This window comes from Bradyrhizobium sp. 63_E2_N1_3, assembly GCF_052076005.1.
Lineage (GTDB): Bacteria > Pseudomonadota > Alphaproteobacteria > Rhizobiales > Xanthobacteraceae > Bradyrhizobium > Bradyrhizobium barranii.
The window spans coordinates 7,606,715-7,618,915 of the sequence record NZ_CP197235.1 but is presented as its reverse complement, the minus strand read 5'-3'; the positions used below and the strand labels follow the sequence as shown (position 1 = coordinate 7,618,915).

Here is a 12,201-nt window from a genome sequence, read left to right as displayed (position 1 = left end):
ACACAGGAATGCGCGTCGTGACCAACGTCAGCTACACCGTCCCGCCGAACTGGACCGCAGGCTCCGACAAGACAGGCGCGAGCAAGAACAGGAATCCGAACGATCCGAACATGCTGACGACGGGCGCCTATGGCAACGCGTTCGAACTGTTGCTCGACAATCGAACCAACAGTGACGGCACCACCACGGAGACGCTGACCTACAAGAGCTACAGCGGCAAGACCAACGGCAGCTTCTCGGCGACGGCCGAGACGGGGACGGGAGCCGATCTCGGCAGTGCCTACCAGGCCTTGCTCGCCACGCTTCAGGCCAATGGCGAGATGGACGACAAGACCGCCGCGCAGCTCAACGACGCCATGGGCAAGCTCGATACCCAATCCGAGAGCGGTGCCAAGGATGCCGAAATGTCCGGCGGCGGCCTGCTGGTGCAGTCCGGCGGCCCGGTCTATTTCAACGGCATCTCGGCCTATCAGAACCAGTTCGTGGATTCGCTCGTCAACGAGCTGAGCACCAGGCTGAACCTCGACGCCAAAGCGTGACGGCAGTTCATCGCCGGTGAAACCGGTTGGCAAAGCCGGCCCAACCCGCGCATGATGCGCGGACGATCTCGGCCACATGCCTTCCCGGATAAATTCAAGACATGAAAACCACGCTGCTGAAGTCCGAAGACTACACCCGCTCGCCCTGGAAGAACGGTGGCGGCATCTTCACCGATATCGCGGATGCCCATCGCGCCGACGCGCCGGCGAAGGATTGGGACAGCCTGCTCTGGCGCTTTGCCTCGACGCCGATCGTGGCGCCCGGGCCCTTCTCCTACATGCCCGGCATCGACCGCCTGCAAATGGTCGTCGGTGGGCGCGGGCTGGTGCTGAAGTCGCCCAGCCAGGACTTCGACGAGCGCGAACCTTTTACGGCGGTGCGCTTCACCGGCGAGATGGAGGTCGTGACCGCGCTCGAGGCGGGTCCCGTCGAGGTCGTCAACCTGATGGCCCGGCGCGGCGCGGCGGAGATCGAGCTGCTGGCACTCAGGGAACCCGGCGAGCGGCCCTTGTCCGCCGGCACGCACCTGGTTTACGCGGTTTCCGGCGATTGCAGCATTCGTCTCAATGGCGAGGATATTGTCATCCCCGACGGCAGCACGCTGAAGGTCGAGCAGACCCAGGCGTCCAGATTGGGACTCGTCTCAGGGCTGGCGGTACTGGGCTCGATTCAGCTCGTCGGCTAGATGGCAATCGCCCGGCGGATGCGCACAATCCATGCACATGGCTAGGTTGACGCCGCGGCGCCGGAACACGATATCTGCCGTGATCATGCGGACCGCCGCGCAAGCCACGATATGAACGGGCAGGATATGACCGCGCCAGACCAAAATCGCCCCACCACGCTATCCGACGGCGTCGTCGACTGGCTGACCAACGGCACGAGCGGCGAGCGCTTCGTCGACAACATCTTTGCCGAGATGTGCATCCGCCTCCAGCAGGCGGGCATTCCGCTCAAGCGGTCGACGATGCACGTCCGGATCCAGCATCCGCAATGGCTCGGCGCCGCCTTCATGTGGTTGGATGGCATGCGCGAGGCGAAGATCTCGCGGGTCGACTTCGATGTGCTCGAGCGATCCGAGTTCATCGGCAGCCCTGTCAGCGAAATGCTGGACGGTGCGAGCGAACTCCGCGAGAACCTCGAAGGCGATCCGTCGCTCGGCCGCAGGCACGCGGTCTATGACGAGATGCGCGCGAAAGGTCTGACCGACTACGTCGCCTGGCCGCTCCACCACACACTCGGCAAGCGCCATCTCGTCACCTTCGCGACCGATCGCCCCGGCGGCTTCGACGACGCGCATCTGGTTGCGCTCAAGAACGTGCTGCCGGTGCTGGCGCTGGTCAGCGAGATCCGCGTCAAGAACCGCCTGGCGCGAACGCTGCTCGAGACCTATGTCGGCTCCCATGCCGGCGAGCTCATCCTGGCCGGGGCCACGCGGCGCGGCACCGGCACGACGGTGCGTGCCGCGATCATGATCTGCGACCTCCGTGACTTCACGAAGATCTCGGACAACTGGCCGCGCGACGACGTCATCGATCTCCTCAACGACTATTTCGACGCGATGTCGGAGCCGATCGCGCGGCACGGCGGCGAAATCCTGAAATTCATCGGCGACGGCCTGCTCGCCATTTTCCCGCTCAGCGGGCCCGGCGCCTGCGCAAACCTGTTGCGCGCCGTGACTGAAGCCCGGCAGGCTATGGCCGCGCTGAACGAACGGAACAACGGGACCGGCCGCGCGCCGCTGAATTACGGCATCGGCGTCCACGTCGGCGACGTCATGTACGGCAATATCGGATCGTCCAGCCGGCTCGACTTCACCGTCATCGGTCCCGCCGTCAACATGGCCTCCCGTCTCGAAGCCCTGACCAAGCAGCTGGGACGACCGGTGCTGCTCTCGCGCGCCTTCGCCGAGCTGGTCGAGCGGGAGTTCGAGCTCGAGCATGTCGGCAAATACGAGGTGCGCGGCTTCAGCGATCCGATCGAGCTGTTTGCGTTTCACGGCTGAGGCGTGATGCTCGCCGCAGCCGTCCGGTTGAAATCTCGCTGACGCAAGATTGCCGATGACCCGCGCGCCGCCGATTGCGCGGCATGGCGGAGAAATCCAGCTCCTCATCGGCAACGCCAGCTTGCCATCGTCCTGCACACCCCGGCATCTCCGAACGACGGTCGCCATCTCCGCTCGTCATGGCCTCGACGCGCTGTGATTGACGGTGCATGCGTGCGTCGCCGTGACGTCGACCCAGTTCCGGAATCGGGCGATCGCGCAAACGCGCAGTTGTCGGGGGTACGTCCCCTGCGCGCGACGGAAGTCGTGCTTATGGGCAATATCGGACGCGTTGTTGAAAGATATGTTCGCGCAGGACGCCTAGGTTGGCTTCACTGGCGGCGTTGCGATTGGTGCCGCAAGATTTGGTCGAGGACAGTCGGTGCGGCTGCCTCGATGCAACAGAAAAGGTGATCGACACATCGGACGCGACCACAAGAGGAGACGACAATGCCAAACTGTTCCCAAGTTTCTGGAAGTCGAACCGCTCGCTGTGCCGCGTGCGACGGCAAGTTTGGCCTGGTCCGCTACTACTCTTGGCGAAAGCCCCTTTGCTCGAAAAAGTGCGTCGAACGTTTGGCGACGCGCCGGCAGGGTGAGCGCGACTGGTTCGGTCGATTTCCGTCGGTTGTCGACATGTTTTCAGAAAACCGCGCGAGGCGCCTATGACCATGCAGATGTCACGACGAGGAAAGGAATATCTCGAGACGGCGCAGAGCCTGCTGCGCGCGGCCCGGACCATGACGGACATCGTGGTCGCGACCCGTCTCGAGATGCTGGCCAATGACTATCAGCGGCGCGCCGAAAAGGCATCAAGCGTCGATGCGGCGAGGTCATCGGCGCGTTCGGCCGGCACGCGATACGAATCGTACCCGTGATTGCGGGTTGCGCGGTGAGCCGGTCGCCCAATCAGGGCCGTCTGGTCAGTTTCCTCTCTTGCCACCCCGTGGAGCCGATATGGGCGAAGTTGTTCGACTGGTCACAAGAGCTGAGCGCGAGCGTGCGCGGCTGATCCGCGAAGCGCGCGCTAACTATGACGCCGTGTTTCCGCGGGCAGATCCCGACGGCGAGCGGCCCGTCGAGCCGCGGTCGACCCCTCGGGCGGCGACGCAGAGCCCGAGTACGTCGAAGGAGCTCTCGTGACATGATCAAGATCATTGCCGTGCTCTGCAGCCTCTCGTCGCCGACAGATTGCCACGAGCAGATCGTCACGACCTCGGATTTCGCTGACGTGACGATGCAGTCCTGTCTGATGGGAGCGCCGCAGCTCGCCGAATGGATGGCGCAGCATCCAGCCGAACGTCTCGCGGCGTGGCGCTGCTCGATCGGCAAGCAGGAGGCTCGCAGGGGAGCATAGGGTGCGAGGAGCCCTGTTGCCAATGCAGGCATGTGCGAATACGTTGGTCCGAGGTCCGCCCACGTTCCTTCGACTGGCCGCGCGTTCATGCCAAAATTCCTTCGCATCGGAGTCCATCAGTCGAACGTATCGGGATACACGTCGAAGGCGTGGTGTGTCAGGCGCGTCGGCTCGGCGGTTTTCCTGAAGTGGGGCGGCGTCGAGGTCCAAGGCACCGGCGCCGGGCGCAAGGTCTACTGGACGCGCTCGCCGCAGGAGAAGACAGTTCGGTGCGGCACGGCGCAGCGTGCCCAGGATTACGCAAAGGCCGCGATCGCGCGGCGCCGTAGCCATCGCTATGAGCCGCTGGTCGGAGCTATCGCGCTCCGGCGCCGCCCCGCCGAGCGCGGCACCGATCTCAAGCGGGCGCTCGCCACCATCCTGATCGTCGATATCGTCGGCTCCACCGCCAAGGCGGCGAAGCTCGGCGATGCGCGCTGGACCAAGGTGATGGGCCATTATTACGCAGCCGTCCGCAAGGAGCTGAAGAGCTCGCGCGGAAAGGAAGTCGTGACGACGGGCGACGGCGTGCTGGCGACGTTCAAGGCGCCGGCGGCCGGGATCAGTTGCGCGACCGCGATCCAGAAGGCGGTGCGCACGCTGGGGCTAGAGATCAGGGTCGGCCTGCATGCGGGCGAGTATACGATCAGCGGCGACGAAATGGTCGGTCTCGCCTTCCACATCGGCACCCGCGTCGCCGCGAAAGCGCGGGCCGGCGAAGTCTTGGTCTCGAGCGCGGTCAAGGATTTGCTGAAGGCACAATCAACCATCAGCTTCAGGGATCACGGCATGCACCAGCTCAAGGGTGTGCCGGAGCGGTGGAGGCTGTATCGGGTGGAGGCGTGAGGCGTCCGGCAAGGGTGGACACCGGACCGCCGTCGCGCCGCGCCGGCACGGCTTCAATGATGCGGCAGAATTTCGCCGAGGAATTTTTTGGTGCGCTCGTGCTGCGGGGCCCTGAAGAAGAGTTCCGGCTCCGCCTCCTCGACGATCCGTCCCTCCGCCATGAAGATCACGCGGTCGGCGACCTGCCGGGCGAAGCCCATTTCATGGGTGACGCAGATCATGGTCATGCCGTCGGTCGCAAGCCCGATCATGGTGTCGAGCACCTCCTTGACCATTTCCGGGTCGAGCGCCGAGGTCGGCTCGTCGAACAGCATCACCTTGGGCTCCATGCACAGCGCCCGCGCGATCGCCGCGCGCTGCTGCTGACCGCCGGACAATTGCGCCGGGTATTTGTCCGCCTGGTTGAGGATTTTGACACGGTCGAGCAGCCGCCGCGCGGTCTCTTCGGCCGCCGGGCGCGGAATGCCGCGAGAGCGGATCGGCGCCAGCGTGCAGTTCTCCAGCACCGTCATGTGCGGGAACAGGTTGAATTGCTGGAACACCATGCCGACCTCGCGGCGCACCGCGTCGATGGCCTTGCCTTGGCTGCCGAGATGGACGCCGTCGACGACGATCTCGCCCTTCTGGTAGTTCTCCAGCGCATTGATGCAGCGGATCAGGGTGGATTTGCCCGATCCGGACGGCCCGCACAGGACGATCTTCTCGCTCGCACGGACCGCCAGGTTGATGTCGGTGAGCACCTGGTAGGTGCCGTACCATTTGTTGACACCGCGCATCGCGATCATCGTGTCCGCCGTGGCTGCGACCGACATGGCTGTGACCGACATGGCACTCTCCCTCAGCTGACGGTGAAGGGGATGCCGGGAATGCTGTCGGGGAAAGCCGGCAGCGGGTTGTTCATCCACTTCGGATAGATCCTGGCCCATTCGCCGCTGGCGATGATCTTGTCGATGAAGCCGTTGACGAAGGCGTTGATCTCCTTCTCGCCGAGCCGCGTGCAGGCGCCGTTATAGAGTTTGGTGAATTCGAGCTTGTTCTCGTAAGTGCCGGGTTTGGATTCGTTGAGGCGCGGAACGTAGAAGATGTTGCCGCCCACCGCCTGCACCTGCCCGGACAGCAGCGCCTGCATGGTCGGCGCATCGCCGTCGAAGCGGCGGATGGTGGTGCCGGGAGGCGCCGCCTTGGTCACGTCGGTGTCCTGCACACTGCCGCGCGCGACACCGATGACATATTTGCCCATGTCGGCCGGCGATTTGATCTCCATCTCCTTCGGCGCGATGAAGGTGATGATGTTGGCACCATAGGGCTTTGAGAATTGCACCGCCTTGGCGCGCTCCGGCAGCATCGCCATGGTCGCGAACAGGATGTCGACGCGTCCCGACGTCAGTGCCGGGATGCGATTGGCGACGGCCAGCGGCGTGAATTCGGCGGCTACGCCGAGCTCTTTTGCAAACAGCTCGGAGAGATCGGCATCGAGGCCCTCCTGCTTGCCCGTGGAATTGACGAACCCCCAGGGCGGATTGTCGCCCTGGATCCCGATCGACACCTTGCCGCGCGCCTTGATCTCCGAAGGCGTCACCGCGTAGGCGGCGCGCGACAGCACGAACGGCGAGGCATCGCGCCGGCGCCGAGCGCCAGCATGTGGCGGCGATTGAACCGGATTGTCTTTTTGGTCATCATTCCCTCCTCTGTGTTGAATTCATCATCGTGCGGCGGTGACGAGCCGCCGCTCCAGCCAGGCGCCATAGAGCGAAAGCGGCCAGCACAGCGCGAAATAGAGCGCGCAGACCAGGCCGAGCACGAGCAGCGGCTTGAAGTTCTGGTTGGACACGATGGTCCCGGCGCGCATCAGCTCGGTGAAGCCGATGATGGCGGCAAGCGAGGTGCCTTTGATCAGCTGCACCAGGAACCCGATCGTCGCGGGCAGCGAGATGCGGATCGCCTGCGGCAGCACGACATCCTTCATCCGGTCGAGATAGCCGAGGCTGAGCGCCTTGGCGGCCTCGACCTGGCCGCGCGGCACGGCTTCGATCGAGCCGCGCCAGATTTCGCCGAGGAAGGCGCCGGCATGCAGGGTGAAGCCGATCGAGACGGAGACCCAGGGATCGAGCTTCAGCCCGGCGAGCGCGAGGCCGTAATAGACGACGAACAGCTGCATCAGCAGCGGCGTGCCCTGGAACAGCGCGATGTAGGCGGCCGCGCCGCGTTCGAGCCAGCGCCGGCCCGAGGTGCGCGCCAGCGCGACGCCGAGGCCGGCGACCGAGCCGAGCGCGAAGCCGATCGCGGACAGCGCCAGCGTCCATTTCAGGCCGCCGAGCAGGAACAGGAACTGGTTCTTGTCCATGCGCCGTCCTCACTTCACGGGATAGAGCAGGAAGCGCGCGTTGATCCGCGCGAACATCTGCATCAGCATCCACGACATCGCGAGATAGAGCAGCGTGACGACGCCATAGACCTCGAAGCTGCGGAACGTATTGGTCTCGATCGCCTGTCCGACCGAGGTCAGCTCATAGGCCGAGATCGCCGATGCGATGCTCGTCGTCAGCGTCAGCATGATGAACTGGCTGGTCAGCGACGGGAAAATCGCGCGCAGCGCCGGCTTCAGCACGATCAGGCGGAAGATCAGGGTCCGGCTCAGGCCGAGCGCCAGTCCGGCCTCGACCTGCCCCTTGTTGATCGACTGCACGCCGCCGCGGATAATCTCGATCGCATAGGCGCCGCCGTTGACGCCGAGCGCGATGATCGCGGTCAGCGTGGGATCGAGGCGGATGCCCACCATCGGCAACGCGAAGAAGACGAAGTAGATCTGGCCGAGAAATGGCGTGTTGCGGATCGTCTCGACGAACGCGATGACGAGCCAGCGCAGCGGCGCGAGCCGGGAATCGCGCAGCAGCACGCCGCCGATCCCGATGATCAGCGCCAGCACCATGCCCGACAGCGCCAGGCCGAGCGTGCCGGCACAGCCCCAGAGCAGCTCCGGCAGGCCCTCGATCACGGGTCCGAAATCGAACTTGTAGTTCACCTCGCTCCTCCCTCCGGGCCGCTCTCTTGGCGTGGCCGGGCCGCCCCCTTGGCGTGGCTTGGCCCGTTCGCGTCTGTCCGACGGCGGTGAAAGCCGTGCTCTAGGTCGTTGCCTGCTCACCTTGCCCGAGCGCCGCGTAGCGCTCGCGCAGGTCGATGCGCCGTCGCGCCGTCGCGGCCTCTGCGATCGCGAGCGTCACCAGCAGGCTTCGCGCGCCGTCCTCGACCGGTTGCAGCGACGGCGTCACACCCCGGACCACGTCGCGGAAATGATCGAGCTGGGCGACGTAAGGATCGATCGACGCCGCATGATTGGCCTGCGCCTGGATCGGCCTGTTCCAGTCCTGCGCGCCGCCTTCCTGCGTCCATTGATCGAGACTTGGAAATTCGATCGCGCCGCGGCGGCCCATCAGGCGGTAGCTGCTCTGGCCGCTGAACGGAAACTCCGGCGCCTCGCCGAGACCCTGTTCCATCGTCCAGGGCGTCACCGCGCAGTCGCTGAGGAAGAACGTGCCGAGCGCGCCGTTCTCGAACTCGAGCAGCGCGGCGGCGGTATCCTCGACCGCGAAGCCGCGCTGCCGGTTCGCGGCGATGGCCTCCACGGCGACGATCTCGCCGACCGCAAAGCGCAGGAAGTCGATCTCGTGGATCAGATTGATCAGGATCGGCCCGCCACCGGCCTGCGACCGCCAGGGCGCCGCCTTGAAATAGTCGGCCGGCTTGTGCGTGGCCCAGATCGCCGAAACGCCGACGACATCGCCGATGCGGCCCTCGCCAAGCAGCGCCTTGAGCGCCTTCACCTGCCTATGATGGCGGCGGTGATGCCCGACCAGCGACCGGATGCCCGCCTTGCGGACCTCCGCGATCAGGCCGGCGGCGGTCTCGAGCGTATCGGTGACCGGCTTTTCGATCAGGATATGGATGCCGGCCCGCGCGCATGCGATGCCGTTCTCGGCGTGGAGCTGATTGGGCGATGCGATGATCACGGCCTCGGGCCGCGCCTCGTCGAGCAGCCTCCGGTAATCCGCGAAGACGCGTGCGCCGGGCTGCTCGGCCGCGACCTGCTCGGCGTTGACGTCGGCGATGCCGGCGAGCTCGTAGTCGCCGTGCTCGGCCAGCTTGCGCAGATGCTTGCGCCCGATCAATCCTGCGCCGATCACGCCAATCCTGATTTTTGTCATCTCGTGCATTCCGTTGGGTTTAGGCCCAGCCGTGGCAGTCGCGGCGTCTGGCGCCGCGGGCCTGGCCTTCGAGCAAGTTCCTGGTCGCGTTGAACGCCGTGGCGATCCGCTCTCTCGCGTCGAGCGCCGGCAACGGCATCTCGACGCTGAGGGCGGTGTCAGCGGGCAGGGCCTCCAGCAGTGCGCCGAGGGGCAGAGCGCCGTCGCCGGGCGGCAGCCGTCCCGCGCGCGCCTCGGCAATGATGGCCGCGTCCGTTGCTGGCGCTTCGGCGACGGCATCACAGAGTTGCGCGGCGCGAAGCCAATGATCGGGAAGCGGGATCAGGTCGCCGGCCCGGCCGCCGGAGCGCGCCAGGTGCAACGCGTCGACCAGGATGGAGCCGTTGGTCTGGCCTGCGTCGCGGATGACCGCCGCGGCCTGCGCCAAATTGCCGATCGCGCGCCAGCGCATGAATTCGAGGTCGACGCGCAGTCCGAACGACGCGGCGAGTTGGCAGAGCTCGGCGAAACGCGCGGTGAGCCGGGACCGATCCGGATCGTCGCCCGAAGCGATGATCGCGGTGGCGCCGAGATCGGCGCCGGCTTCGAGACAGCCTGCGAGCGAGGAGATGTCGATGGCGGGCTTGAGCTGGACCAGCTCGATGTCGCTGACCCGCACGCCCTCGCCGTCAAGCACGCGCTTCAGCGCTCGGTGGGCCTCGGTGCCGACCTGCGTCGGATAGGCCGGCCCGTCGCTGGTTGCCGGGATGAAGCGTAGCGCGACGGCTGCAAACCCGGCTCGCGCCGCCTCGGCAACCAGCGCCGTGGGCGCAAGCTCCAACGCTGTGAGATGGGCGAGGCCGAGCGCGATCATGGCCTGCTCGCCTGCACAGGCAATCCCGGCAGTCGCAGTGGTCGGGAGCTGGCGCGGCGGTGGCCGATCAGGCGCATGTGTCTCCTCCCTCTTAATTAATCTATAGGTTAATTACTAATTACCCAATGGGATAATTGATGTCAAGGGCCCGCGATTGCGCTATGGAGGGAGGGCGATGCCGCGACCGGCCGCCGTGAAGGACCGAAGGGCCAGATGCCAGGTGTGACGAAGCAGCCCCTGCGGGCGGCGAAGCCGGTGCCGATCAAGCGGCGCGACCGCGAGCGGACGCGGCAGGAGATCCTCGACATCGCCTTCGAGGAGTTCGCCGAGAACGGCTTGTCCGGCGGCAACACCGACGCCATCGCCGCCCGCGCCAACATCACCAAGCGGCTGATCTTTTACTACTTCAACTCCAAGGAAGAGCTGTTCACCGCGGTGCTGGAGATGGCCTATGCGGAGATGCGCGCCGCCGAGGAGGATCTTCATCTCGAGGCGCTGGAGCCGGAGGCCGCGATCCGCCGGCTTGCCGAATTCACCTTCGATTTCCACCAGGCCCATCCGCAATTCGTCCGCCTCGTCAGCATCGAGAACATCCATCGCGGACGGCACATGGCCATCAGCCGCAGGCTCAAGGAGATGACGCAGCCGAGCATCAGCCAGATTGCCAAGGTGCTGGAGCGCGGCGCGGCCTGCGGCGCGATCCGGCCCGGCATCGATCCGGTCGAACTGCATATGACGCTGAATGCGCTGAGCTTCTTCGCGGTCGCCAACCGTCACACGTTCGAGGCGCAATTCGCCTTCGACATGTCCTCGTCAAAGGCGAGGGCGCAGCGCCGCGCCGAGATCGCCGATCTGCTGTGGCGTTGTGTGCGGGGGGATTGAACGGCGGCGGTGTGAAGACCTCGCGCGGCCGGAGCGGGCAGGGCCGCCCGGCGCGCCTTCAAAGCTCCCGTCCAATCAAGCCGTCCGCCGAAAATCGCCCGCCGCCCCGAAACGACATGTGCAGGGCAACGAGGCCCATCAGGAACGGGTACTCCATGCCGCGATCGATCCAGGCCCATTTGGGATAATGGATCAGGCAGATCATCGCCATCTGCACGGCGACCATCGGCGCGACGAGGCGGGTGAACAGCCCTGCGGCGAGCATGATGGCCCCGATGGTTTCCAGCAGCATCACGAAATAGCCGAACGCCACCGGGGCCGGAAAATGCAATGAATTGGTGATGAAATTGATGGAGCTCGCGAACGGATTGGCCATGGCGCCGTGGGACTCGCCGAGCAATTTCGGCAAGCCGTGCGTGAACAGGATCAATCCGAAGGCAACGCGCAGAAACGCATAGGAAACGGGATTGGCGATCTCGTAGAAATTTCGCAAGCCAGGCAACAGCAGGGACGCGGGGCTGTGCCGTGGGGCCCCGCCCGTGATCGCATCGCTCATGGTCATGATCTCCAGACGATGCGGCTTCAGATGATGCCGCCATTGGCGCGCAGGATCTGGCCGTTGATCCAGCCGCCGTCGGGCCCGACCAGGAACGAGATCGCGCGCGCGATGTCGTCGGGTTCGCCGAGTCGATGGAGCGGCGTCCGGTCGATGATCGGCGAGATGTCGTGCTGGTTGGCGTTGTGGAACAGCTCGGTGTTGACTGGGCCCGGCGCGATCGCGTTGACCGTGATCCGCCTCACGCCCAGCTCCTTCGAGAGGATGTGGGTGATCGCCTCGATGCCGGCCTTGGTCGCGGCGTAAGCCGCATAGGTCGGCTGATAAAGCCCGACCACGCTGGTCGAGAAATTGACGATCCGGCCGCCCTCGCGCAGCCGCTTCGCCGCTTCACGCAGCGCATAGAAGGTGCCGGTGAGGTTGATCGCGATGGTCTGGTCCCACACCTCGTCGGTGGTCTGGGCCAATGGGGCGACCTTCATGATCCCGGCATTGTTGACGAGCACGTCGATGCCGCCGAACGCCGTCTCGGCCGCGTCGAACAGCGCGCGGACGTCGGCCAACTTGCTGATGTCGGCCTTGACCGCAATCGCCGCTCCGCCGGCGGCCTTGATCTTCGCCACCAGCGCCTCGGCCGGCGCAGCGCCGCTCGCATAGTTGACGACGACGGCGAGGCCGTCCCGCGCCAGCCGCTCGGCGACCGCCGCGCCAATGCCCTTCGAGCTGCCGGTGACGATGGCTGTGCGTGGGTGCTGGGTGGTCATGGTGGGGTCTCCCTGTTTGATGGGGAGATAATAGGCGGGGAGGTTGGCTGGATAATCCCGCTGGAATTGGCTTCACTGTTCGGGTGGGACGAACAGTGAATGGTGCGGTATCCGCCGC

The 12,201-nt window shown here is 65.5% G+C and carries 15 protein-coding genes; 7 read left to right on the top strand and 8 right to left on the bottom strand.

Annotated features, from left to right (window positions below; translation table 11 throughout):
• Window positions 1-8 precede the first annotated feature (8 nt).
• From AB7531_RS36135 to AB7531_RS36110, 6 genes are all read left to right on the top strand, one after another.
• Entirely contained in the window at window positions 9-539 is a 531-nt protein-coding gene (locus AB7531_RS36135) for a hypothetical protein (RefSeq protein ID WP_063985339.1), read from the top strand.
• A 101-nt stretch (window positions 540-640) separates the two neighbouring features.
• Window positions 641-1,225 (top strand): HutD/Ves family protein, encoded by a 585-nt coding sequence (locus AB7531_RS36130; protein ID WP_063985338.1) that lies wholly within the window; start codon window positions 641-643, stop codon window positions 1,223-1,225.
• A 126-nt stretch (window positions 1,226-1,351) separates the two neighbouring features.
• A complete protein-coding gene (locus tag AB7531_RS36125) occupies window positions 1,352-2,545 on the top strand; it encodes an adenylate/guanylate cyclase domain-containing protein (RefSeq protein ID WP_063986667.1) in 1,194 nt (397 codons plus the stop codon).
• Window positions 2,546-3,249: 704 nt separating this feature from the next.
• Window positions 3,250-3,462, top strand: coding sequence for a hypothetical protein (locus AB7531_RS36120; RefSeq protein WP_063985337.1), 213 nt, complete (start codon window positions 3,250-3,252; stop codon window positions 3,460-3,462).
• A gap of 266 nt (window positions 3,463-3,728) precedes the next feature.
• Window positions 3,729-3,941, top strand: a complete 213-nt coding sequence (locus AB7531_RS36115; RefSeq protein ID WP_014497603.1) for a hypothetical protein — start codon at window positions 3,729-3,731, stop codon at window positions 3,939-3,941.
• A gap of 87 nt (window positions 3,942-4,028) precedes the next feature.
• Window positions 4,029-4,826, top strand: coding sequence for an adenylate/guanylate cyclase domain-containing protein (locus tag AB7531_RS36110; RefSeq protein ID WP_063985336.1), 798 nt, complete (start codon window positions 4,029-4,031; stop codon window positions 4,824-4,826).
• A 53-nt stretch (window positions 4,827-4,879) separates the two neighbouring features.
• Here AB7531_RS36110 and AB7531_RS36105 read toward each other — a convergent pair whose 3' ends face one another.
• From AB7531_RS36105 to AB7531_RS36080, 6 genes are all read right to left on the bottom strand, one after another.
• Entirely contained in the window at window positions 4,880-5,638 is a 759-nt protein-coding gene (locus AB7531_RS36105; protein ID WP_063986666.1) for an amino acid ABC transporter ATP-binding protein, read from the bottom strand.
• A gap of 26 nt (window positions 5,639-5,664) precedes the next feature.
• The gene (locus tag AB7531_RS36100; RefSeq protein ID WP_084795296.1) at window positions 5,665-6,429 is read right to left on the bottom strand and encodes a transporter substrate-binding domain-containing protein; all 765 of its coding nucleotides are present in this window, start codon (window positions 6,427-6,429) and stop codon (window positions 5,665-5,667) included.
• Window positions 6,430-6,528: 99 nt separating this feature from the next.
• Window positions 6,529-7,170, bottom strand: a complete 642-nt coding sequence (locus tag AB7531_RS36095; protein WP_063985335.1) for an amino acid ABC transporter permease — start codon at window positions 7,168-7,170, stop codon at window positions 6,529-6,531.
• Window positions 7,171-7,179: 9 nt separating this feature from the next.
• A complete protein-coding gene (locus AB7531_RS36090) occupies window positions 7,180-7,848 on the bottom strand; it encodes an amino acid ABC transporter permease (protein WP_063985334.1) in 669 nt (222 codons plus the stop codon).
• Window positions 7,849-7,948: 100 nt separating this feature from the next.
• Window positions 7,949-9,028, bottom strand: a complete 1,080-nt coding sequence (locus tag AB7531_RS36085) for a Gfo/Idh/MocA family protein (RefSeq protein ID WP_063986665.1) — start codon at window positions 9,026-9,028, stop codon at window positions 7,949-7,951.
• Window positions 9,029-9,047: 19 nt separating this feature from the next.
• Window positions 9,048-9,881: a sugar phosphate isomerase/epimerase family protein gene (locus AB7531_RS36080; protein ID WP_063985333.1), complete on the bottom strand. Its 834-nt coding sequence runs from the start codon at window positions 9,879-9,881 to the stop codon at window positions 9,048-9,050.
• A 213-nt stretch (window positions 9,882-10,094) separates the two neighbouring features.
• Between AB7531_RS36080 and AB7531_RS36075 the strand changes: the two genes are divergently transcribed.
• Complete coding sequence (locus AB7531_RS36075) at window positions 10,095-10,763, top strand: TetR/AcrR family transcriptional regulator (RefSeq protein WP_063985332.1); 669 nt, start codon at window positions 10,095-10,097, stop codon at window positions 10,761-10,763.
• A gap of 58 nt (window positions 10,764-10,821) precedes the next feature.
• Here AB7531_RS36075 and AB7531_RS36070 read toward each other — a convergent pair whose 3' ends face one another.
• On the bottom strand, window positions 10,822-11,319 hold the full coding sequence (locus AB7531_RS36070) for a DoxX family protein (protein WP_063986664.1): 498 nt from the start codon (window positions 11,317-11,319) through the stop codon (window positions 10,822-10,824).
• A 26-nt stretch (window positions 11,320-11,345) separates the two neighbouring features.
• A complete protein-coding gene (locus AB7531_RS36065) occupies window positions 11,346-12,083 on the bottom strand; it encodes an SDR family oxidoreductase (protein ID WP_063985331.1) in 738 nt (245 codons plus the stop codon).
• Between the last annotated feature and the right edge of the window lie 118 nt (window positions 12,084-12,201).

Coding starts and splice junctions, on each gene's coding strand:
- AB7531_RS36135 (WP_063985339.1), top strand. CDS start 9: ATGCGCGTCGTGACCAACGTCAGCTACACCGTCCCGCCGAACTGGACC.
- AB7531_RS36130 (WP_063985338.1), top strand. CDS start 641: ATGAAAACCACGCTGCTGAAGTCCGAAGACTACACCCGCTCGCCCTGG.
- AB7531_RS36125 (WP_063986667.1), top strand. CDS start 1,352: ATGACCGCGCCAGACCAAAATCGCCCCACCACGCTATCCGACGGCGTC.
- AB7531_RS36120 (WP_063985337.1), top strand. CDS start 3,250: ATGACCATGCAGATGTCACGACGAGGAAAGGAATATCTCGAGACGGCG.
- AB7531_RS36115 (WP_014497603.1), top strand. CDS start 3,729: ATGATCAAGATCATTGCCGTGCTCTGCAGCCTCTCGTCGCCGACAGAT.
- AB7531_RS36110 (WP_063985336.1), top strand. CDS start 4,029: ATGCCAAAATTCCTTCGCATCGGAGTCCATCAGTCGAACGTATCGGGA.
- AB7531_RS36105 (WP_063986666.1), bottom strand. CDS start 5,638: ATGTCGGTCGCAGCCACGGCGGACACGATGATCGCGATGCGCGGTGTC.
- AB7531_RS36095 (WP_063985335.1), bottom strand. CDS start 7,170: ATGGACAAGAACCAGTTCCTGTTCCTGCTCGGCGGCCTGAAATGGACG.
- AB7531_RS36085 (WP_063986665.1), bottom strand. CDS start 9,028: ATGACAAAAATCAGGATTGGCGTGATCGGCGCAGGATTGATCGGGCGC.
- AB7531_RS36080 (WP_063985333.1), bottom strand. CDS start 9,881: ATGATCGCGCTCGGCCTCGCCCATCTCACAGCGTTGGAGCTTGCGCCC.
- AB7531_RS36075 (WP_063985332.1), top strand. CDS start 10,095: ATGCCAGGTGTGACGAAGCAGCCCCTGCGGGCGGCGAAGCCGGTGCCG.
- AB7531_RS36070 (WP_063986664.1), bottom strand. CDS start 11,319: ATGAGCGATGCGATCACGGGCGGGGCCCCACGGCACAGCCCCGCGTCC.
- AB7531_RS36065 (WP_063985331.1), bottom strand. CDS start 12,083: ATGACCACCCAGCACCCACGCACAGCCATCGTCACCGGCAGCTCGAAG.